Source organism: Streptomyces sp. NPDC058773 (assembly GCF_042746015.1).
Taxonomy (GTDB): domain Bacteria; phylum Actinomycetota; class Actinomycetes; order Streptomycetales; family Streptomycetaceae; genus Streptomyces.
Genome location: NZ_JBHYPE010000026.1, coordinates 1 through 20,198, shown reverse-complemented (window position 1 = coordinate 20,198; position 20,198 = coordinate 1). Strand labels below are relative to the sequence as shown.

Genomic DNA, 20,198 nt, shown 5'->3' with positions numbered 1-20,198 from the left:
GTCTCCGCTGCCCCGTGGTTCAGGAGCCGGAGGAAGGGGAGACGGGCGGCTGGGGCGGGTGGTCCGCGGCCTCGCGGCGCAAGGCCCGTACGCCACGGAACCCGATCACTCCGATCACCGTCCCCAAAAGAAAGGACGCCACCGCGAGCAGCAGATGGACCCAGAAGTAGGCGGTCGGGTCACCCGCGTCGTCGAAGGCGAGACCGCTCCCGTCCTTCCAGAGGTTTTTGACGAAAGTGATCCAGATGAACCAGCTCCACACCCCGAAGGCGAGCAGGAACCAGGACACGGGGCGAGAGAGCTTCATACGTCCCAGTATGGGCAGCGGCTCCATCCGGCGGTCGGCAGGGGCACTCTTCCGTGGGGTGCTGTCGGCGTCCGGTGCAAAGGCGGGTACGTTCACGGACGTGCCGACGACCTTCAGTGCTTCCACGGCTTCCCCTCCGACCGCCCCGAATGCTTCGGCCACGACCGGCAGTGCCGGGCGTGCGGCGCGTCACGGCTTCCCCCTGCGCACCGTCGCCGCACTGGCCTCCTCCGGACTGCTGGCCACCCCGCTCCTGGCCGGCACCGCGCACGCCGACCCCAAGGAGCCCAAGGCGCCCAGGCCGCCGTCGAAGATGTCGCAGATCGGCGGGGACCGGCTGGGTACGCCCGGCGTCCAGGTGGCCCTGAAGCCCGGGGCCCCGAAGCTGCCGGGACCGGACACACTCACGGCCCGTTCCTGGATCGTCTCCGACGCCGAGTCCGGCAAGGTGCTGGCCGCCAAGAACCCGCACTGGCAGCTGGCACCGGCCAGCACGCTGAAGATGCTGTTCGCCGACACGGTGCTGCCGAAGTTCCCCAAGGACAAGAAGCACACGGTCAAGCCCGCCGACCTCGCGGGGATGGGCGCCGGCAGCAGCCTCGTCGGGATAAAGGAGAACCTGAGCTATTCGGTCCACGACCTGTGGCTGGGGGTCTTCCTGCGGTCCGGCAACGACGCGGTGCACACGCTCTCGGCGATGAACGGCGGGACCAAGGCCACCGTCACGCAGATGCAGCAGCACGCCAAGGAGCTGAACGCCCACGACACGCATGTCGTGACACCGGACGGCTATGACGCGCCGGGCCAGGTCTCCAGCGCGTACGACCTGAGCCTGTTCGCGCGCTCGGGGCTGCAGAACCCCGACTTCCGTGAGTACTGCTCGACGGCCAGCGCGCAGTTCCCCGGTGACAAGGGCAAGGACGGCAAGCGGGCGTCGTTCGGCATCCAGAACACCAACCGGCTGCTGAGCGGCGATTACGACATCAAGCCGTATCCGGGTATCGCGGGCGTGAAGAACGGCTCGACGACGAACGCCGGGTCGACCTTCACCGGGGTCGCCCAGCGCGGCGACCGCAAGCTCCTGGTCACCGTCATGAACCCGGAGAAGAAGGAGCACAACGAGGCCTACCGGGAGGCCGCCAAGCTGCTGGACTGGGGCTTCGCGGCGGCCGACAAGGTGGAGCCGGTCGGCCGGCTCGTCGGCCCCGGGAGCGAGGAGAACGGCACCGGCACCGAGGGCGCCAAGGGCAAGGGCGGGGACCGGAACACCCAGGCCGCGCTGAACAGCTCCGGCGGCAAGGGCGGCGCCTGGACGGCGGTGGGCCTCACCGGCGGGGCGCTGGCGCTCCTCGGCGTGGTGGCGTTCGCGGTGCACCGCCGCTGGCCGCTGCCGGAGCTGGTACGGGGGCGTCGCCGGCCGGGTTCCGGCAAGTAGCGCAGGACGGGCGGGAGTTGGGCTGGGGAGCGCCTCAGGCCGCCCGGGGCCGCTCCGGGCCCTCCCGCCCCTCTTGCCCGCCCGGTCGCTCCGGCCCGGCCGGTCCCTCCGGCCTCTCCGGTCGTACCGGTCGCTCTGGCCCGCCCGGCCCCTCCGGTCGTTCGGACCCGCCCGGCACCTGTGACTGCTCAGGCGCCTCTGCCCCCTCAGGCGCCTCCGGCCCCTCCGGCCCCTTGAGCTCCGCGTCCTCCCCGTGTCGCTCCTCCCCCTCCGTGGCCGTCCAGGAGGCGCAGTACACCAGGAGCTTCGCGGTGAAGTTGATCCACAGGAGCAGGGCGACCGGGGTGCCGAAGGCGCCGTACATGCTGCGTGAGGCGACGCCCTGGAGATAGCCGCTGAGCAGCAGCTTCAGCAGCTCGAAGCCGATGGCGCCGAGGAGGCCGGCGACCACGACGGAGCGCCGTGGCGGATGGACGCCGGGGAGCCTGGTCAGTATGTAGGCGAGCAGCAGGAAGTCCGCGAGGACGGCGATCACGAAGCCGGCGACGGAGAGCAGCCCGCTGCCGATTCCGCCCTCCGGGAGGCCGATCGCCTCCGCCGCCTTGCCCACCGCGGCGGACGCGAAGGTCGAACAGGCCAGGGAGAGCACCGCGACGCCGCCCACCCCGAGCAGCAGCGCGCCGTCCCGGAGCTTGCCGAGGAAGAAATTGATCTCCTCGTCGGGCTTCTCCCATACGGCGCGCAGACAGTCCCGCAGCGATTCGACCCAGCCGATGCCGGTGAGCAGCAGCAGGGCACCGGCCACCAGGCCGACGGTGGTGGCATGGGCGACGAGTCCGGCGATGTCGAGCCGGTCGGAGAGGCCGGGGAGCTGCTCGGCGACCTTGTCCTCCAGCGAGTGCAGCCGGGCGTCGCCGAGCAGTGCGGCGGTGATCGCGGCGGCGACGGTGAGCAGCGGGAAGAGCGCGACGAAGCTGGTGAAGGTGATCGCGGCGGCGAGCCTGGTCCAGTGCACCCGGAGCATGCGTTCGTAGGCGCGCCAGAGGTGGGTGGTCATCAGCCGGCTGACGGCCGGTCCGATCACCGGGAGTGTGCTCAACCAGTTCATGGCATTCCCCTCCTGCCCTGTCGGCCGCCGGCCCGGCAGGAGGCGGCGGCCGGCGCTCCGGCTGATTCGGAACACTAGCGTCCGGGTACCCCGGAAACGCGCACGCTCATACGTCCCGTACGGCCATCACGGGCCGGGCCCCGCCTCCCGGGGCCGTCAGCAGGACGGCGCCGACGGGCGGGAGAGGTCGGCGGCCTGGCGGGGGACGCCGGCGGTCTGCGGCCCGAAGGGGTACTCCCGCTCCAGGCGCCACACCGCGTCCGCGCCCTGCTCATAGAGGGCGAAGCCGCCGATCGTCCAGGTCGCGGAGAAGTCCCGGAGCCCCGCCTGGGCGCGGTCCATCTCCTCTTCGGTGATGCCGTGGGCGACGGTCACATGCGGGTGGTACGGGAACTGCAGCTCGCGGGCGCAGGGGCCGGAGGCGGAGCGGATGCGGGCCTGGAGGGCGGTGCAGCCCGCCACCCCGTCGGCGACCTTGACGTAGACGACCGGGGAGAGCGGACGGAAGGTGCCGGTGCCCTCCAGGCGGAGCGGGAAGGGGCGGCAGCCGGCCGCGACCTCGGCGAGGTGGCGTTCGATGGCGGGCAGCGCCTCGGTCCGGACCTCCGTCGGCGGGAGGAGGGTGATATGGGTGGGGATGCCGGGTGCGGCAGGGTCCCCGAAGCTCTCGCGCTTCCGCTGGAGGAAGCTGCCGTAAGGCTCCGGGACCGCGATCGAAACGCCCAGCGTTACGGTCCCCACTGCGTTCTCCCTCCTGACGTGTGTGCGGCGCGCTCGCGCACCCTCTTAGTGTGCCGGGTGCGCGCCCTTCGCGGGGAGCGTCCTCGGCCCTGTTGCGAGCGGACAAGGGGCCCCGGGGTGGGGCCCCCTGGCTCGACGGGGTCCGCGCGGCCGGGCGTGGCCCGCCGCGCGAGGGGGTGGCGTCAGTGCTTGGCCGGCAGGAATCCGAGCCGGTCATAGGTGGTGGCGAGGGTCTCGGCGGCCACCGCGCGGGCCTTCTCCGCGCCCTTGGCCAGAATCGCGTCCAGCGTCTCGGGATCGTCCAGGTACTCCTGCGTACGGTCCCGGAACGGTGTGACGAAATCGACCATGACCTCGGCGAGATCGGTCTTCAGCGCGCCGTACATCTTGCCCTCGTACTTCTGCTCCAGCTCCGGGATCGAGGTGCCGGTGAGGGTGGAGTAGATGGTGAGGAGGTTGGAGACGCCGGGCTTGTTCTCGGCGTCGTAGCGGATCACCGTGTCGGTGTCCGTGACCGCGCTCTTGACCTTCTTCGCGGAGACCTTCGGCTCGTCGAGGAGGTTGATCAGACCCTTGGGGCTGGCGGCCGACTTGCTCATCTTGGCCGACGGGTCCTGGAGGTCGTAGATCTTCGCCGTCTCCTTGAGGATGTACGGCGCGGGCATCGTGAAGGTGTCGCCGTAGCGGCTGTTGAAGCGCTCGGCGAGGTCACGGGTCAGCTCGATGTGCTGGCGCTGGTCCTCGCCGACCGGGACCTGGTGGGCCTGGTAGAGCAGGATGTCGGCGATCTGCAGGATCGGGTACGTGAACAGGCCGACGGAGGTGCGGTCGGCGCCCTGCTTGGCGGACTTGTCCTTGAACTGCGTCATCCGGGACGCCTCGCCGAAGCCGGTGAGGCAGTTCATGACCCAGCCGAGCTGGGCGTGCTCGGGCACATGGCTCTGGATGAAGAGGGTGCAGCGCTCCGGGTCGAGACCGGCGGCCAGCAGCTGGGCGGCCGCGATCCGGGTGTTGCTGCGCAGTTCCGCCGGGTCCTGCGGAACGGTGATCGCATGCAGGTCGACCACCATGTAGAAGGCGTCGTGGGACTCCTGCAGCGCCACCCACTGGCGCACCGCACCGAGGTAATTGCCGAGGTGGAAGGAGCCGGCGGTGGGCTGGATGCCGGAGAGCACACGCGGACGAGGGAGAGCCATGCCTCCGATTGTCTCAGGTCGGGGAGGGGCACCGGCGTGTGGTGGCACGCCCGGCGACGGTACCGGGCGGCAGCGGGGCGGTGGGCCGGTGCCGGAGCGGCCTCGGCGGGCTGTTCGGGGCGGGCGGGAGCTGGAATCGTGGGGCTGTCGTGGCCTCGCGGCGGTGCCGTGGTGGCCACGGCGCCGTCGCCGTACCCAGGGGCCGTTCCCATGGCCCCTGCCTGTGGACCCGTGCACCGCCCCGGATCACCGTCACCGATCTGTGAGGACCGCCGCATGAGCGACGCACAGCCGACCACCGACGCCCGCCGGCCCGAGCCCGCGCCATCCCCCTCGCCCGAGCCCCTCTCCCCCGGCGCCGCCTGCCCCGCACATCCCGGCGACGGACTGCCCCACCGGCTCGCTCCCGGTGGCCCCGGCGCTCCCGGACGGGCCACGGCCGACGCCCGGCTGCGGGCGGCCGGGCCGGTGGTGCCGGTGCTGCTGCCCGGGGAGGTGCCCGCGGTCGCCGTCACCCGCCACGAGGCGCTGCGCGAGATGCTGGCGCACCCCGAAGTCGCCAAGGACCCCCGCCACTTCACGGCCCTGCACGACGGTACGGTGCCGCCCGGCTGGCCGCTGGCCCTCTTCGCCACCATCGAGGGCATGACGACCGCCGACGGGGCCGACCACCGGCGGCTGCGCGGCCTGGTGACCCGGGTGTTCACCGGGCGGCGGGTGGCGGCGCTGCGGCCCCGGATCGCGGAGCTGACGGCCGGGCTGCTGGACGCGCTGCCGCGGGCCGCGGACGCCGACGGCACGGTGGATCTGCGCCGGCACTTCGCCTATCCGCTGCCGATGAGCGTGATCTGCGAACTGCTGGGAGTGGCGGACGGGTTACGCGACCGGCTGCACGAGCTGTCGAACCTGATCGTGAGCACGGCCGGCACCGCGGCCGAGGTGCCGGCCGTCAACCGTGAGATCACCGCCCTCCTCACGGAGGTCGCCGAGGCCCGGCGGGCGGACCCCGGAGGCGATCTGACCAGCGCGCTGCTCACCGCCCGGGAGGAGGACGGCGACCGGCTGAGCGAACGGGAGCTGGTCGGCACCCTGCTGTCGCTGACCATCGCCGGGCACGAGACCACGCTCAATCTGATCACCAACGCGGTCCGGGCCCTGTGCACCGACCGCGGGCAACTGGAGCTGGTGCGGAACGGGCGGGCCACCTGGGACGACGTGGTCGAGGAGACCCTGCGCCACGACAGCCCCGTCGCCCACTTCCCGTTCCGCTACCCGGTCCGGGACCTGGAGATCGGCGGCACCCTCGTCCCGCGCGGCACCCCGATGCTGGCCTCCTACTCGGCGGCCGGCCGTGATCCGGACGCCTACGGGCCCGACGCGGACCGGTTCGACGTCACCCGGCGGCCCGCCGCCCGGCACCTGTCCTTCGGCCACGGCGCGCACTACTGCCTGGGCGCGCCGCTGGCCCGGCTGGAGGCGACCGTCGCGCTGGAGGCGCTGTTCACCCGCTATCCGGAACTCGACCTCGCCGTCCCGGCCGCCGAGCTGCCGGCGCACCCGAGCTTCGTCAGCAACAGCATCGAGGTGCTGCCGGTCCGGCTCACCGGCTGATCAGCAGCCGGTGAGCCGGGCGGAGCGACGCGAAGGCGCGGTGTCAGTCCGTCGGCAGACCCGGCGCCGGGTAGCCGGCCATCAGCTCGGCGACCTCGCCGCGGATCACCGTCAGCGCCTCCTCGTCGCCCTTCGCCGCGGCCTGGACGCTGCGGTCGATCCACTCGGCGACCAGCGGCATCCGGTCCGTGCCCAGCCCGCGGGAGGTGAGGGACGGGGTGCCGATGCGGATGCCGGAGGGGTCGAAGGGCTTACGGGGGTCGAAGGGGACGGTGTTGTAGTTGACGACGATGCCGGCCCGGTCCAGCGCCTTCGCGGCGACCTTGCCGGGGACCTCCTTGGAGGTGAGGTCGATCAGCACCAGGTGGTTGTCGGTGCCGCCGGAGACCAGGTCGTAGCCGCGGGCGAGCAGCGCCTCGGCGAGCGCCTTGGCGTTGGCGACGACGGCGTGCGCGTAATCCCGGAAGGACGGCTGGGCCGCCTCGCGCAGCGCGACCGCGATGGCGGCGGTGGTGTGGTTGTGCGGGCCGCCCTGGAGACCGGGGAAGACGGCCTTGTCGACGGCCTTGGCGTGGCTCGCCCGGGACATCAGCATCGCGCCGCGCGGGCCGCGCAGGGTCTTGTGGGTGGTGGTGGAGATGACGTCCACGTGCGGTACCGGGGACGGGTGGGCGCCGCCCGCGATCAGGCCGGCGATATGCGCGATGTCCGCGACGAGGACGGCGTCCACCTCGCGGGCGATCTCTCCGAAGGCGGCGAAGTCGATGGTGCGGGGGACCGCGGTGCCGCCACAGAAGATGATCTTCGGGCGTTCCTTGCGGGCGAGGTCGCGCACCTCGTCGAAGTCGATCAGCGCGGTGTCCGGGCGTACGCCGTACTGCACGCCGCGGAACCACGTACCGGTCGCCGAGACGCCCCAGCCGTGGGTGAGGTGGCCGCCCATCGGCAGCGCCATGCCCAGCACGGTGTCGCCGGGCTCGGCGAAGGCGAGGTAGGCGGCGAGGTTGGCGGGCGAGCCGGAGTACGGCTGGACGTTGGCGTGCTCCACACCGAAGACGGCCTTGGCGCGCTCGACGGCCAGCGTCTCGACGCGGTCGATGTTCTGCTGGCCTTCGTAGTAGCGCCGGCCCGCGTACCCCTCGCTGTACTTGTTCTGGAGGACGGTGCCGGTGGCTTCCAGGACGGCGGCGGAGACGTAGTTCTCGCTGGGGATCAGTCGCAGCGTGTCGGACTGGAGCTGCTCCTCGGCGCCGACCAGTGCGGCCAGTTCGGGGTCGGCGGCGCTCAGCGCGGGATGGGAAAGGGGCAGTGACATGGCGTCCTCCGGGGCGGTCGATCGGTGTTGCCGGTCGTGGTCCCGGGGTGCCCAGGCGGGGCGGCACCTCGTGATGGTTGCCGCGCACCGCTTCCTCGGGGTTGCTTCCCCGTACGCCAGTCGCGATGCGCACCGCAGAGTGTAGGACACCCGCGCGGCCCTGTCCGGCGGATCTTCGCAGGCCGGACGGTCCGGGCGAGCGCAACAATGGAGAGGGACGCGGCAGGGTCCGCGTCCCGCACGGCCTACCGAACGGAGTCACCGGTGACGTCCACGGAACGCGGCATCGCCGCCGCCGAAGCCCACAGCGCGCACAACTACCACCCGTTGCCCGTCGTCGTGGCCACCGCCGAGGGCGCCTGGGTGACGGACGTCGACGGCCGCCGCTACCTGGACATGCTCGCCGGGTACTCGGCGCTGAACTTCGGCCACGGCAACCGCCGGCTGCTCGACGCGGCCAAGGCACAGCTGGAGCGGGTCACGCTCACCTCGCGCGCCTTCCATCACGACCGGTTCGGCGACTTCTGCACCCAGTTGGCGGAGCTGTGCGGGATGGAGCTGGTGCTCCCGATGAACACCGGCGCCGAGGCGGTCGAGACGGCGGTGAAGACGGCCCGTAAATGGGGCTACAAGATCAAGGGCGTCCCGGACGGCCGGGCGAAGATCATCGTGGCCGGCAACAACTTCCACGGCCGGACGACCACCATCGTCTCCTTCTCCACCGACCCCGAGGCGCGCGCCGACTTCGGCCCGTACACCCCCGGCTTCGAGATCGTCCCGTACGGCGACCTGGCCGCGCTGGAGGCCGCCGTCGACGAGGACACGGTCGCGGTGCTGCTGGAGCCGATCCAGGGCGAGGCGGGCGTGCTGGTGCCGCCGCCGGGCTATCTGGCGGGCGTACGGGAGCTGACCCGCAGCCGGAACGTGCTGTTCATCGCCGACGAGATCCAGTCCGGGCTGGGCCGCACGGGCCGGACCTTCGCCTGTGAGCACGAGGGCGTGGTGCCCGACATGTATGTGCTGGGCAAGGCGCTGGGCGGCGGTGTGGTGCCGGTGTCGGCGGTGGTGTCGTCGCGCGAGGTGCTGGGCGTCTTCGCCCCCGGCGAGCACGGCTCCACCTTCGGCGGCAATCCGCTCGCCTGTGCCGTGGCCCTGGAGGTCATCGCCATGCTGCGGACCGGTGAATTCCAGCAGCGGGCCACGGAGTTGGGCGAGCATCTGCACAGCGAACTGGGGCTGCTGGTGGGCGACGGCACGGTGGACGCGGTGCGCGGCCGCGGACTGTGGGCCGGGGTGGACATCAACCCGTCGCGCGGCACCGGGCGGGAGATCTCCGAACAGCTGATGGCCCGCGGGGTGCTGGTCAAGGACACCCATGGCTCGACGATCCGGATCGCGCCCCCACTGGTCATCAGCAAGGAAGACCTGGACTGGGGGCTCGACCAGCTGCGGGGCGTGCTGGAGGGGTGAGACGGGGCCGGGACGGCCCTCAGACAGAGAGTGAGGCCGGGGTGACGAGCCGGGCGCGTTCGTCGAGTTCCCGGGCGGCGTGGTTTTTTAGGTGGGGGCGGATGAGTTTGAACATTGTTTGCATGCGCTGATCTGCCCGCCCCGACTGCACCAGAGGGTAATCGTCCAAGGAGAGATGCCATGTCGCGCATGCCGCTTCAAGGTGTCCGATTTCCAGTTGACGCTCGGCCAAGGTGGCTCGGTGGCGGACGCGAGCGCGACGGTAGACGCTGTAACGCACCTTGTCCGATTCCTGCATGGCTTTGATGGAGCCGGGAACATCGCCGAGTTCGTACCGGACCTGACTGGTGTGGTAATTCAGGGCCGCCGGATCGTATGAGCCGAATGCTTTCCCCTTGGACTCCGCCCTCTCCATGGCCACCTCGGCCTCTCGTAGATACATCAGCGCATTGCTGTGATCGCCGATTTGCGCGGAGGCATGCGCCTGCTGTCCAGCAAGGAAGGCTCGCATTCGCGGACCGGCTTGCGGAGACGCGGCGGCGGCAGCGTCAGCGAGCCGCATTGCCTGCCTGCCGTGCCGTAGGTCAACAGCCTGCACGCTCATCCCCCGAAGCGTTGTGCAGTACGTCGAGTGATCCTCTGCCGCTCCGGCAAGTTCCAATGCCTTGAGATAGTACTGCTGCGCAAGGCCATGAACGCCTTCATCCACCGCCATGTACCCGGTGAGATAGCACAAATCGGCAGCAGCCGACATCATCGCTTTGCGTACCGACTCGGAGGCGTCAGCCCGTAGGTACGGGGCTACCGTGTTCACCAAGAATGCAGCAGCCATCGGGCGAGCGTGACGTCCGCCAAATTGGTCATCCAGATCTGACACACGTTCGGTCATGGCAATCACCATGTCCACCTCTGGCATGCCAATGCGCCGGGGCCAGCCGCTTTGAACGGCTTCCATTCTGCCTACCACATCCGGCCAATTGGGTACCGCCAGCGCAACGGAAAAGAGACTTATACCGAGAACGCTGCGACGCGACGGGTCCATATCTCCCGTGCCGAGATCGATCAGCCCTTCAACCGTGCCCGGAGTGGCGCCGGAGCTCTTGACCGGTGCGGGAAACCCGGCCTCCGCATGTGTGACCGGACGTCCCAGCTTCCGCGCCAGGGCCTCCACGATCAGTGGTCTGACCTGCTCCTTCGGCAGGTGCCCTTGGCGCCACTGATGGGCCGACGGCTCGCGGTACTTGAGCGGGGTTCCCCGCTCGGTGCCGATGCGGTTCACGGCCTGGACGAACTGCCGCAGCGTCCAGCCGGTCTGCCGGTAAAGCCGTTCAAGGTGCCGGTTCGGTTCCCGAGTGCCCACTAGCCCTCAACTCCCCGGTGTGCACGAGCACTTAAAGCTCTTAAAAGCCGCTTCCACTGCCACCGTACCGCTGGGCGTAGCGGAGCGGTTGCCTAGAGCGAGGAAGGCCCTCCTCGCAAAACAGGGAGGACCCCCGCGACCGTGGTGGACGGCCCGGGGGCGTGGCCCTCAACTACAAGGGAGTTGACGACATGTCCAACGCTACAGCGCGGGTCTTCGTCCGGTTGCTGCCGTGGACCAGTCCGGACGGCAAACCGTGCTTCCTGGCAGGCGACGGGACCGGATATGTCTCCCGCATCGCCGACCAGATGGAGGAGGAGCAGCTCAGTTCGGCCGACGATCTCATCGACGAGGCCCGCCAAGTGCTTGCCGCACGGGCCTGGACGCCCGGCGAACTGCACCTGCTGGCCGTCGAATTGACCGCGACCCTCGCCGACGTCCGCCGGGTGGCCAAGAGCCGGGGCGGACGCTTGACCGCTCTCGGGCCGGCGTCGGTCCATACGTAGAAGTTCGTGCAAGCCGCTGGCGCGCTGCGGCGGCTCAGGCGCAAGCTCGGACATGTTGATCGTCACCCGAGGCGACGGAGGACACCATGGCTTTGCACCGCCTGGGCAAGGACCCCGAAAGTCCGAACAACGGCTCCCCGACTGTGTACCTGGACGATGAAAGCGGAAACTACGTCCTGCAAGGGTGGCGGGTCACGGACCCCGAGCGCCTGGCGCAGATGGACGTTCCCAGCCATGAGACCGTGATCGAGTTCCCGAAGCGCATGATGCAGTTCTTCCCGGAGGTGAGCAGTGGCGACGGGCGAGCCGACGTTTGAGGAGCTGTTCCGGTCGGCCCAGCGCAGCGCGTGGCACTTCGAGGCCAGGGACGCCTACGCGCTGGACGAGGCGTACCAGGAGTGGATCGCCGGCGACCACTTCGACCCCGCCGAGCGTTGGCCGTGGTGGATCGATATTGTCTCGGCTTCGGTGGCCCGTGGCGTGGAGGTGCGCCGAGCGCGGGTCGTCTCGGAACCCGTATCCGCCTACATCCGGTACGAGCACGCGCTCACCGGCGGACACAACGTCAAGGCCGGAGAGTCGGTGCGCTGGCTCCCCCGTCGGCAAGCCTCTTCGTTGCTGTTGCCGGGCAACGACTGCTGGGTCTTCGACCGTTCGTCGGTGCTGTTCAACCACTTCAACGGTGACGGGGAGATGACCGGTGAAGAGCTGGTGACCGACCCCGGTGTGGTCCACGCCTGCGTCTCCGCGTTCGAAGCGATCTGGGAACGGGCGACTCCGCACGAGGAGTACCGGCCGGTCTGACCGTACGTACTCGGAAGACTCGAACGTGACGTCGTCGTCCAGCGTCCGGCAGGCCCGGGAGGCCCTTGGCAAGCGCCTGCGCGAGATGCGCAAGGATGCGGGGCTGACAGCACGGGAGTTGGCGGCCCGAGCCGGCTGGCATGAGAGCAAGTGCAGCCGCATCGAGAACGGCCGCACCGGGCCGTCGGACGATGACCTTCGGGTGTGGGCGCTGCACTGTGGAGCGGAGAGGCAGACCGCCGACCTGATCGCCACCGCACGCAATATTGAGGGCGCTTATGTCGAGTGGCGGCGCATGGAACGCTCCGGACTGCGCCGTGCGCAGGAGTCGGTTCTCCCGCTGTGGGAACGCACGCGGCACTTCCGCGCCTACTCGTCGTGGCTGATCCCGGGGCCCTTCCAGACGCGTGCATACATTGAGGCACTCCTCAGGGCGATTCGTGACCGGCGGGCGCTTCCCGACGACCTGGAGGAAGCTGTCCAGGTCCGCGTGGACAAGCAGCGCATCCTGTACGAAGGTCCGCGCCGCTTCGCTGTGATCTTGGAGGAGAGCGCACTGCGCCACCAGATCGGCGGCGCTGCGACGATGGCAGGTCAGCTTGGACACCTACTGTCTCTGGCTGCGCTGCCCCACGTCAGCCTCGGGGTGATCCCGCTGCACGCGGACCGTACCGCGCTGTGGCCGGTGGAGGACTTCTGGATCTTCGATGAAGCCCAGGTCAGCGTTGAGCTGGTGGCTGCTTTTCTCACCATCACGCAGCCGCACGAGATCGGCATGTACGCCCACACCTTCGCGGGCCTGGCTGAATTGGCTGTCTACGGGGCTCCGGCACGGACTCTGATCACCGCAGCGATCGATTCCCTCGGGTGAACGCTCGCAAGTTCACGCAAGTTCGTTGAGGCCGCGGCTTCCGCAGTCCGCATGGCAACTTATCCGCTGAACGCACCGCGCCCCTGCTCCGGCCATGTGCCGGAGCAGGGGCGCTTTCGCCTTCACCAGCGTGGGTTACTTGCCGTCTCCGCCCTGTGGCGACGGCTCACGCGGAGCCTCCGGGGGCATGGGGCCGCCATCGTGCTTACCGCCGTCCTCCTCCATCTCCGCCTCGTGGCGGAAGGGGACACCGCGCCAGCCTTCGGCGTCGGGCCGGCGCGTCTCGTAGGTATCGACGCTAAGAACGCTCATTCACCAACCTCCTCTTTCGCGAGGAGCCATGCCGCCGTACGGTCGAGGGCATGGCCCATGGGCCGCAAAGGGGGTTCCTTTGCGGTTGGTCACCCGCCCCGGCTGCTCGACTGTCCAGGTTTCCGCCGCCGGGGCGGGAGTCTTCGGGCTCCGACTGCCGCCGGGCAGATGTGGCGGGCCCACAGGCCGGCGGGGTGAACGGCTTGTCTTCCCGACGGTATGGAGAGCGAAAGACTCAGCTCAATGAACTTCTACGAACTTGCGCGCCGTCACCCGAGCGCGTCGATTGCCGAAGTAATCAGCCTCCTGGCCGCCGCTCCGTAGACAGCGATGCCTGCGAGTTCGGTGAACGTCTTGGCGTACTCGGCGATTTCACGTGGTTGCTTCACGGTGAGACTGGCGGACACCAATTCACAGGCGGCTTGTTTCTCGTCGTACAGAGAGAAGGACTCGCACGGCCACGCATTGCCGCGCACGACCCCCATGGGGATCACGCCAAGGCTCAAGGAGGGTGCGGCCGTCATTCCGATCAGGTGGCTCAATTGGCTCAGCATCGTGGCGGAATCTCCGATGACCGTGCGAAGACTCCTGGGCACGCTTCAGGCCGGCGCTTTCCAGACGCCGCCACTCCACATACATGCCGTCAATGCCGCGGGCGGTCGCGATGCGGTCCGCGGCTTGGCCCTCGGCGTCACAGATCCGGGTCCAGGTACGAATGTCCTCATCGGAGGGAGGAGTTCGGCCGTTCTCCAGCCGGGAACTCTTCGACTCATGCCACCCTGCCGCCGCCGCCACAGCGCGGGCCGTCAGACCGGAGTCCTTGCGAATCTCGCGGAGGCGCTTCCCCAGCGCTTCCCGGGCCTGCTGGATGCTGGACGACGGCGACGACGACGGGGGCACGGAGAGTTCAGCCCTGTTCGTGGATCAGACCGGCTTGTAAACCTCGTGCGGGACTGCGCGTTCCCAGACCGCCTCGAAAGACGTTGAGCAGAGCTGCACGATGGCTGGTTCCGTCGTCCGCTCCTCGTCTCCCTCGGGTGACAGCTCGCCATCCCCGGTGAAGTGCAGGAACACGACCAGGCTGTCATCGAACAGCCAGAAGTCATTGCCCGGGAGCGCCAGGTCCGACGCCTTGCGACGTGGCAGCCAGCGCACCTGCTCGCCGGCCTCCACGTTGCTGGGCGTGAGGTGGTGCTCAAAGCGGAGGTAATCACTCATGGGCTCGGAGAAGATCCGGGCACGACGGACTTCCACACCGCGCGTGGTGATCTCTTGCATCAGGGCGAGCCAGGGGCGCGAGGCCGGGTCGTTGCACTCGCTGAAGACGATCTCTCTGTATGAGCTTGCGCTGAAGAGACCTGGCTGCGCACCGAACTTGCATGAACTTGCACGGGTTTAAGGTTCTGCGATCGCCGCCACCTCACTGTGTTCGGTTGACGCCGCACCCGGCCACGCAGCGTGGCGCGCCTAGCTGCGGATCACATGCGGCAAGAACCGCGCATACTCGTCGGTGACCAACCCCGCCGACTCCCGGATGCCGAGGCCCGCCGACTCGTCCTCGACGACCCAGGCGCCGAGGACGACCCGGTTGCCGTCGAAGTCCGGTAGCGGGGCCAGCTCCTGGTAGCAGCAGGGGTCGTCGGGGCCCCGCAGGACCGGTGCGGCGCCCGGCTCGTGCAGGGTGACGCCGGCGCCCTCGCGGCCGAGCAGCGGCTTGGCGGCATAGCCGGCGGTGTCGGCCAGCTCGCGCGGGCCGTCCAGGTAGGCGGGCAGCAGGTTCGGGTGGCCGGGGTAGAGCTCCCACAGGATCGCCAGCAGCGCCTTGTTGGAGAGCAGCATCTTCCAGGCCGGCTCGATCCAGAGGGTGGAGCCGGTGCCGCCGCCGTTGTCGAGGGTGTCCAGGACATGCGGGCCGAAGTCGTCGGTGGCCAGCCACTCCCAGGGGTAGAGCTTGAAGCAGGACCGTATGAAGCGCAGTCGCTGGTCGACGAAGCGGCCCGACAGCCGGTCCCAGCCGATGTCCTCCATCGAGATCGCGACGGTCTCCAGGCCCGCCTGCTGCGCCGTCTCCTCCAGGTAGGCGACGGTCATCAGGTCCTCGCCGAGCTCGTCGCCCGCCGAGTGCGCGAAGTGCAGCGGTGCGCCGGGCGGCAGCAGCGGGGCCTGCCGCTTCCAGGCCGCCACCAGCCGCTCGTGGAGGGAGTTCCACTGGTCGGCGCCGGGGAAGCGCTCCTCCATCCAGAACCACTGCGGGCTCGCGGCCTCGACCAGCGAGGTCGGGGTGTCGGCGTTGTACTCCAGCATCTTGGCCGGGCCGCTGCCGTCGTAGTGCAGGTCGAACCGCCCGTAGAGGGAGGGGAGTTCGTCACGGCGGCGCCAGGATTCGGCTATCAGCCCGGCCAGGCGCGGGTCCTCGATGCCGAGGTCGGCGAAGCGGTTCTGCTCGACGATGTGCGCGGCCGCGGCCAGGCACATGCCGTGCAGCTCCTCGACGACCTCCTCCAGGGCCTCGACCTCGGGGAGGGTGAAGGAGTAGTACGCGCTCTCGTCCCAGTACGGGCGCAGCGAATCGTCCGGGTAGCGGGTCAGCGGGTAGATCAGGCCCTGCGCCTCGACCGTCTGCTGCCAGCCGGGGCGCGGCTCGATGGTGTGGCGTTCCATGCCGTTCCGGCCCGCTCAGCCGCCGAAGGAGCCGTGCCGGCCGCCGCCGCTGCCGTGCGACCCCGAGCAGCCGAAGCCGCCGCGGTTGACGGCCGTGCTCTTGCTGAACGTGCCGCTGTCGGCGTACGAGCCGCCCTTGTTGCTCGGGTCGTAGTACCACTGGCCGTTGACGCGCTGCTTGCCACGGCCGCCGCTGCCGGTGCCGCTGCTCCCGGAGGACGAACTGCCGCCCGCCGAGCAGTTCTTGGAGTCGACGATGCGGTAACCCTTGACCGTGTCATAGCTGTTGCGGTCGACGCAGCGCTTGTCGGGCTCGGAGCCGCAGGACGTCAGGGCGGCGGCGAGCGCGCCCATGCCTCCCAGGATGACCGTGCTCGACCGCAGCCGTCGGCGTGCCTTCTCCGCCATGATTCAACCTTCCCCCGTGAAGCTTTGTTTGAGCACGGACAGCCTAGACGGCGCCTGTGGGCCCGGCGCAGCCAGGTGATTCCTCCCCCTTTCCCCCGGCACGGGCGTCGGGCCGCCCGCGTGAGGACGGCCCGACGGATTGCGCACGGCAGGAGAAGGGACAGCGGGTCAGGCGCCGGTGACCGTGTGGGTGTCGGTGTCGCTGGAGCCCGTGAAGTTGGTGTCACCTCCGTAGACCGCGGTGATGACGTAGTTGCCGGCCGTGGCCAGCGGGGTGCTGACGGCGGCGATGCCGTCGCCGTCGAGCGTCCCGGTGAGGGTCACGGTGGTCACGCCGTCCGTGACGGTGAAGGTGACGGTGCCGGTCGGGATGCCGCTGCCCGGAGGCACCGCCGTCACGAACGCGACGAGGGTGACCGTGTCCCCGGGCCCGGACGGGTCGGGGAACGAGGTGACCGTCGTGGTCGTCGCCGACTGGGTCACCGTATGGGTGTCGCTGCCGGTGGACCCGGTGAAGTTGGCGTCACCGCTGTAGGTCGCCAAGACGGTGTGGGTGCCGGCCGGGAGGGTGCTGGTGGTGACGGTGGCGACGCCCCCGGCGACGGTGCCGGTCAGCGTGGTGCCGTCGACGACGAAGGTCACCGTGCCGGTCACCGTCCCGGAACCGGGCGCGACCGGCGCGACGGTGGCCGTGAAGGTCACCGTCTCGCCGAACACCGACGGGTCCGGCGCCGAGGTGACCGTCGTGGTCGTGGCGGCCTCGGTCACCGTCTGGGTGTCGCTGCCGCTCGACCCGGTGAAGTTGGTGTCGCCGCTGTAAGTCGCCGTGACCGGGTAGGTGCCGGCCCCCAGGTCACTGGTCGAGGCGGTCGCCGTCCCCCCGGACAGGGTGGCGGTCAGCGTCGGGCCGCCGGTGACGACGAAGGTGACCGTCCCGGTCGGGGTGCCCACCCCCGGTGCGACCGGTGCGACGGTCGCCGTGAACGTCACGGTCTCGCCGGAGACCGAGGGGTCCGGTGCCGACGACAGCTCGGTGGTCGTCGCGGCCTGGCCGACCGTGTGGGTGTCCGTGCCGGCCGACGCGGAGAAGTTCGCGTCGCCGCTGTACGTCGCCGTCACGGCGTACGTCCCGGCCGTGACCAGATCGCTGGTGGTCACGCTGGTCGTACCGCCGCTGAGGGAGCCGGTCAGCGCCACCGAGGTGACACCGTCCGTGGCGACGAAGGTCACGGTGCCCGTCGGCGTCCCCGCACCGGGTGCGACCGGGGCGACGGTGGCCGTGAAGGTCACCGGCTCACCGACCGACGACGGGTCGGGCGACGAGCTGACCTCCGTGGTCGTCGCCGCCGCGGTCACCGTCTGGGTGTCCGAACCGGCCGAGGCGTTGAAGTCCCCGTCGCCGCTGTAGGTCGCGGTCACGGTGTAACTGCCCGCGGTCACCAGCCCGTTGGTGCTGACGCTGGTGGTGCCGCCGGTGAGGGTGCCGGTCAGGGTCACCGTGGTCACCCCGTCGGTGGCGACGAAGGTCGCCGTGCCCGTCGGGGTACCGGTCCCCGGGGCGACCGGCGCGACCGTGGCCGTGAAGGTCACCGTCTCCCCCACCACCGAGGGGTCCGGCGACGAGCTGACCGTGGTGGTGGTCGCGGCCGCGGTCACCACATGGGTGTCGGTGCCGCTGGACGCGGTGAAGTTCGCGTCACCGCTGTAGGTCGCGATCACGGTGTACGCGCCCGCGGTCACCAGCCCGCTGGTGGTCACGCTGGTCGTACCGCCGCTGAGGGTGCCGGTGAGGGTCACCGTGGTCACCCCGTCCGAGATCAGGAACGCCACGGTGCCCGTGGGCGTCCCCGTCCCCGGCGCGACCGGCGACACCGTGGCCGTGAACGTCACCGGCTCGCCCACCGAGGACGGGTCGGGCGACGAGCTGACCGTGGTGTTCGTCGACGCCGCGGTCACCGTCTGGGTGTCCGTGCCGGCCGACGACGAGAAGTCCGCGTCGCCGCTGTAGGTCGCGGTCACCGTGTACGCGCCGGCCGTGACCAGACCGCTGGTGGTCACGCTGGTGGTGCCGCCGCTGAGGGCGCCGGTCAGGGTCACGGTGGTCACCCCGTCGGTGGCGAGGAAGGTGACGGTGCCCGTGGGGGTGCCCGTGCCGGGTGCGACCGGGGCGACGGTGGCAGTGAAGGTCACCGGCTCACCGACCGTCGACGGGTCCGGTGACGTCGACACCCCGGTGGTCGTCGACGCCTGGTTCACGGTCTGGGTGTCGGTGCCGACCGAGCCGGTGAAGCCTCCGTCGCCGCTGTAGGTCGCGGTCACGGTGTAACTGCCCGCGGTCACCAGCCCGCTGGTGGTCACGCTGGTCGTACCGCCGCTGAGCGTGCCGGTCAGGGTCACCGTGGTCACCCCGTCCGTGGCGACGAAGACCACCGTGCCCGTGGGGGTACCGGTGCCCGGGGCGACCGGCGCGACGGTGGCCGTGAAGGTCACCGGCTCACCCACCACGGACGGGTCGGGCGAGGACGACACCTCGGTGGTCGTCGCCGCCGCGGTCACGGTGTGTGTGTCGGTCCCGCTGGAGCCGGTGAAGTCGGCGTCGCCGCTGTAGGTCGCGGTGACGGTGCTCGTCCCGACGTCCAGCGCGCTGGTGCTGACGGTCGCCACGCCGCCGGACAGCGTCCCGGTCAGGGTCGGGCCACCGGTGACGGCGAAGGTGACCGTGCCGGTCGGGGTGCCCGACCCCGGCGCCACCGGGGCAACCGTCGCCGTGAAGGTCACCGTCTCGCCGGATACCGACGGGTCCGGCGCGGACGACACCTCGGTGGTCGTCGACGCCTGACCGACCGTCTGGGTGTCCGTCCCTGCCGAGCCGGTGAAGCTTCCGTCGCCGCTGTAGGTCGCGGTCACGGTGTAAGTGCCCGCGGTCACCAGCCCGCTGGTGGTCACGCTGGTCGTGCCGCCGCTGAGCGTGCCGGTCAGGGTCACCGTGGTCACCCCGTCGGTGGCGAGGAAGACCACCGTGCCCGTGGGCGTCCCCGTGCCCGGCGCGACCGGCGACACCGTGGCCGTGAAGGTCACCGGCTCACCCACGACCGAGGGGTCGGGCGAGGTCGAGACGTCGGTGGTCGTGGACGCCAAGATCACCGTCTGGGTGTCCACCCCGCTGGAACCGCTGAAGTTGGCGTCACCGCTGTACGTCGCCGTGACCGTGCTCGTCCCGACGCTCAGCGCGCTGGTGCTGACGGTCGCGGTGCCGCCCGACAACGTCCCGGTCAAGGTCGGGCCGCCGCTGATGACGAAGGTGACCGTCCCGGTCGGGGTGCCGGTGCCCGGCGCGACCGGGGCGACCGTGGCGGTGAAGGTCACCGTCTCACCGACCACCGACGGGTCCGGCGCCGACGACACCGCGGTGGTCGTCAGTCCCGCGCCCACGGTCTGGGTGTCCGTGCCGACCGACGAGGCGAAGCCGGCGTCGCCGCTGTAGGTCGCGGTGACGACGTACGCCCCGGCCGTGACCAGACCGCTGGTGGTCACGCTGGTGGTGCCACCGCTGAGGGTGCCCGTGAGGGTCACCGTGGTCACGCCGTCCGTGGCGACGAAGACCACCGTGCCGGTCGGGGTCCCCGCCCCGGGCGGGACCGGAGCCACCGTTGCCGTGAAGGTCACCGGCTCACCCACTACGGACGGGTCGGGCGACGAGGTGACCGTGGTGGTCGTCAGCGCCTGGACCACGGTCTGGGTGTCGGTCCCGCTGGAACCGCTGAAGTTGGCGTCGCCGCTGTAGGTCGCGGTGACCGTGCTCGTCCCGACGTCCAGCGCGCTGGTCGTGACGCTCGCCGTGCCGCCCGACAGCGTCCCGGTCAGCGTGGGGCCGCCGGTGACGACGAAGGTGACCGTGCCGGTCGGGAGTCCCGCGCCGGGTGCGACCGGCGCGACGGTGGCCGTGAAGGTCACCGGCTCACCGAACACCGACGGGTCCGGCGAGGACGACACGGTGGTGGTCGTGGACGCCTGGCCCACGGTCTGGGTGTCCGTGCCGACCGAGGACGAGAAGTTGGCGTCACCGCTGTAGGTCGCGGTCACGGTGTAGGTG

The 20,198-nt window shown here is 70.4% G+C and carries 17 protein-coding genes, 2 pseudogenes and 1 riboswitch; of the genes and pseudogenes, 7 read left to right on the top strand and 12 right to left on the bottom strand.

Going from position 1 to position 20,198, the window contains the following annotated elements:
• Positions 1–19: 19 nt before the first annotated feature.
• On the bottom strand, positions 20–307 hold the full coding sequence (locus ACFW5B_RS22095) for an SCO4848 family membrane protein (protein WP_386442099.1): 288 nt from the start codon (positions 305–307) through the stop codon (positions 20–22).
• A 10-nt stretch (positions 308–317) separates the two neighbouring features.
• On the opposite strand from ACFW5B_RS22095, the gene ACFW5B_RS22090 reads away from it, so the two are divergent.
• The gene (locus ACFW5B_RS22090; protein ID WP_386442096.1) at positions 318–1,742 is read left to right on the top strand and encodes a D-alanyl-D-alanine carboxypeptidase family protein; all 1,425 of its coding nucleotides are present in this window, start codon (positions 318–320) and stop codon (positions 1,740–1,742) included.
• Positions 1,743–1,776: 34 nt separating this feature from the next.
• Here the strand turns inward: ACFW5B_RS22090 and ACFW5B_RS22085 are convergent, their stop codons facing one another.
• The 3 genes from ACFW5B_RS22085 to trpS all read right to left on the bottom strand — a co-directional run bounded on the left by ACFW5B_RS22085 (position 1,777) and on the right by trpS (position 4,787).
• A complete protein-coding gene (locus ACFW5B_RS22085; protein ID WP_386442094.1) occupies positions 1,777–2,850 on the bottom strand; it encodes a YhjD/YihY/BrkB family envelope integrity protein in 1,074 nt (357 codons plus the stop codon).
• A 156-nt stretch (positions 2,851–3,006) separates the two neighbouring features.
• Positions 3,007–3,591: a 2'-5' RNA ligase family protein gene (locus ACFW5B_RS22080; protein WP_386442091.1), complete on the bottom strand. Its 585-nt coding sequence runs from the start codon at positions 3,589–3,591 to the stop codon at positions 3,007–3,009.
• A gap of 182 nt (positions 3,592–3,773) precedes the next feature.
• A complete protein-coding gene (gene trpS / locus ACFW5B_RS22075) occupies positions 3,774–4,787 on the bottom strand; it encodes a tryptophan--tRNA ligase (RefSeq protein WP_386442089.1) in 1,014 nt (337 codons plus the stop codon).
• Between the two features lie 276 nt (positions 4,788–5,063).
• On the opposite strand from trpS, the gene ACFW5B_RS22070 reads away from it, so the two are divergent.
• Entirely contained in the window at positions 5,064–6,398 is a 1,335-nt protein-coding gene (locus ACFW5B_RS22070) for a cytochrome P450 (RefSeq protein WP_386442086.1), read from the top strand.
• Between the two features lie 43 nt (positions 6,399–6,441).
• Here ACFW5B_RS22070 and glyA read toward each other — a convergent pair whose 3' ends face one another.
• On the bottom strand, positions 6,442–7,713 hold the full coding sequence (glyA, locus tag ACFW5B_RS22065) for a serine hydroxymethyltransferase (protein ID WP_386442084.1): 1,272 nt from the start codon (positions 7,711–7,713) through the stop codon (positions 6,442–6,444).
• 42 nt (positions 7,714–7,755) lie between these two features.
• A riboswitch (ZMP/ZTP riboswitch) is annotated at positions 7,756–7,847 on the bottom strand.
• Between the two features lie 130 nt (positions 7,848–7,977).
• On the opposite strand from glyA, the gene rocD reads away from it, so the two are divergent.
• Positions 7,978–9,183 (top strand): ornithine--oxo-acid transaminase, encoded by a 1,206-nt coding sequence (gene rocD, locus ACFW5B_RS22060; RefSeq protein WP_386442081.1) that lies wholly within the window; start codon positions 7,978–7,980, stop codon positions 9,181–9,183.
• A gap of 19 nt (positions 9,184–9,202) precedes the next feature.
• On the opposite strand, the gene ACFW5B_RS22055 is transcribed toward rocD, so the two are convergent.
• Positions 9,203–10,543, bottom strand: a complete 1,341-nt coding sequence (locus ACFW5B_RS22055) for a tetratricopeptide repeat protein (protein ID WP_386442078.1) — start codon at positions 10,541–10,543, stop codon at positions 9,203–9,205.
• Positions 10,544–10,734: 191 nt separating this feature from the next.
• Here ACFW5B_RS22055 and ACFW5B_RS22050 point away from each other — a divergent pair, with 191 nt between their 5' ends.
• From ACFW5B_RS22050 to ACFW5B_RS22035, 4 genes are all read left to right on the top strand, one after another.
• Positions 10,735–11,049 carry a hypothetical protein gene (locus tag ACFW5B_RS22050; protein ID WP_386442075.1) on the top strand — a complete coding sequence of 105 codons (315 nt, stop codon included), beginning with the start codon at positions 10,735–10,737 and terminating at the stop codon, positions 11,047–11,049.
• Positions 11,050–11,135: 86 nt separating this feature from the next.
• Entirely contained in the window at positions 11,136–11,366 is a 231-nt protein-coding gene (locus ACFW5B_RS22045) for a hypothetical protein (protein WP_386442072.1), read from the top strand.
• Positions 11,341–11,853 (top strand): DUF6879 family protein, encoded by a 513-nt coding sequence (locus ACFW5B_RS22040; RefSeq protein WP_386442069.1) that lies wholly within the window; start codon positions 11,341–11,343, stop codon positions 11,851–11,853. The genes ACFW5B_RS22045 and ACFW5B_RS22040 overlap by 26 nt, the downstream gene beginning before the upstream one ends.
• 25 nt (positions 11,854–11,878) lie before the next feature.
• Entirely contained in the window at positions 11,879–12,724 is an 846-nt protein-coding gene (locus ACFW5B_RS22035; protein ID WP_386442066.1) for a helix-turn-helix domain-containing protein, read from the top strand.
• Positions 12,725–12,859: 135 nt separating this feature from the next.
• Here ACFW5B_RS22035 and ACFW5B_RS22030 read toward each other — a convergent pair whose 3' ends face one another.
• From ACFW5B_RS22030 to ACFW5B_RS22005, 6 genes and pseudogenes are all read right to left on the bottom strand, one after another.
• Positions 12,860–13,036 (bottom strand): hypothetical protein, encoded by a 177-nt coding sequence (locus ACFW5B_RS22030; RefSeq protein WP_386442063.1) that lies wholly within the window; start codon positions 13,034–13,036, stop codon positions 12,860–12,862.
• A 269-nt stretch (positions 13,037–13,305) separates the two neighbouring features.
• Positions 13,306–13,885, bottom strand: a pseudogene (locus tag ACFW5B_RS22025) (Scr1 family TA system antitoxin-like transcriptional regulator).
• A 75-nt stretch (positions 13,886–13,960) separates the two neighbouring features.
• Positions 13,961–14,344, bottom strand: a pseudogene (locus tag ACFW5B_RS22020) (DUF6879 family protein); the annotation flags it as partial.
• A gap of 159 nt (positions 14,345–14,503) precedes the next feature.
• A complete protein-coding gene (locus ACFW5B_RS22015) occupies positions 14,504–15,697 on the bottom strand; it encodes a glutathionylspermidine synthase family protein (protein ID WP_386442060.1) in 1,194 nt (397 codons plus the stop codon).
• A gap of 15 nt (positions 15,698–15,712) precedes the next feature.
• Positions 15,713–16,105 carry a hypothetical protein gene (locus tag ACFW5B_RS22010; RefSeq protein WP_386442057.1) on the bottom strand — a complete coding sequence of 131 codons (393 nt, stop codon included), beginning with the start codon at positions 16,103–16,105 and terminating at the stop codon, positions 15,713–15,715.
• Between the two features lie 168 nt (positions 16,106–16,273).
• Positions 16,274–20,198 (bottom strand): beta strand repeat-containing protein (locus ACFW5B_RS22005; RefSeq protein WP_386442054.1); only part of this gene is annotated, 3,925 nt, incomplete at its 5' end.